Source organism: Paenirhizobium daejeonense (genome assembly GCF_014280875.1).
Taxonomy (GTDB): domain Bacteria; phylum Pseudomonadota; class Alphaproteobacteria; order Rhizobiales; family Rhizobiaceae; genus Allorhizobium; species Allorhizobium daejeonense.
In genome coordinates this window covers 1-901 of the sequence record NZ_JACLAL010000022.1, presented here as the reverse complement: position 1 = coordinate 901, position 901 = coordinate 1, and the positions used below count along the sequence as shown (strand labels likewise).

Here is a 901-nt window from a genome sequence, read left to right as displayed (position 1 = left end):
CCGAGGAATCTCTTGGAATCGACGGGATCGAAACCGAGCTTTTTGCGCAGTTTCTTTCTGAGCTTTGAGATATGGCTTTCGACGACGTTTTCTTCGACGTCCTCGTCGAAGATGCCGTAGATGGCGGAGAAGATCTGGGACTTGGACACGCGGCGGCCGCGGTTTGCGATCAGATATTCGAGGATGCGGCGCTCGCGCCGGGGAAGGGCGAAGACCTCACCCTCGATCTCGGGATCGCGTCCGTCTGAGAAGACGCGGATCGGTCCGATGTCGGTGAAGGAGGAGATTGCGGTGAGACGCCGGCGGATGGCCGCGGCGCGCGCAAGGATCTCGCGAGGATGAACCGGCTTCCTGACGACGTCGTCGACGCCACTGTCGAAGAGCGCCAGCGTGGTTTCCAGCGAAGGCTGGTCGGAGACCGCGATCACCGGTGCGCGCGAACGATCGCGAATGGCCCTTGGCAGGGCGAAGCTCTCGTCGCTCTGGCCGATGAGGAACGCCTCGATGGCCGCGATGTCGGCGTCAGCGGCCGTATTGACCCATTCGCCGAATTCGACGGGGTCGAACCCGGTCGATGGAATGCCTTCTCTTCCGAAGAGGGATGTGTATCCCTCCGTCACGAGCTGTCGCTCGTCAACTACTACGATCATTCGTCCGCCTCCGAATCAGTGTAGTGCCTCGATTGCACAAGGAGTACGAATCGGAGGAATCGGAGACAATGGTGGAAAGTTGCGGGGATTAATTAATAATTGATTAACCATAGTCAGCCGATTTGCACTAGATTTAGTGGGTTATGGTCAATCTTGATACAATTTTCCTTGGGGAAAACGTTAAATGAGGCAAATGAGATATTGATTGATATCGCCTGCCCAAATCCTGCCGGATTCATCGGATCGCGAGG

General features: G+C 56.7%; 1 protein-coding gene. It reads right to left on the bottom strand.

The annotated features are described in order from the left end of the window. The coding region (rem, locus tag H4I99_RS24315) for a transcriptional activator Rem (RefSeq protein ID WP_164490844.1) at positions 1-650 on the bottom strand (650 nt) is incomplete at its 3' end. Positions 651-901: the final 251 nt, after the last annotated feature.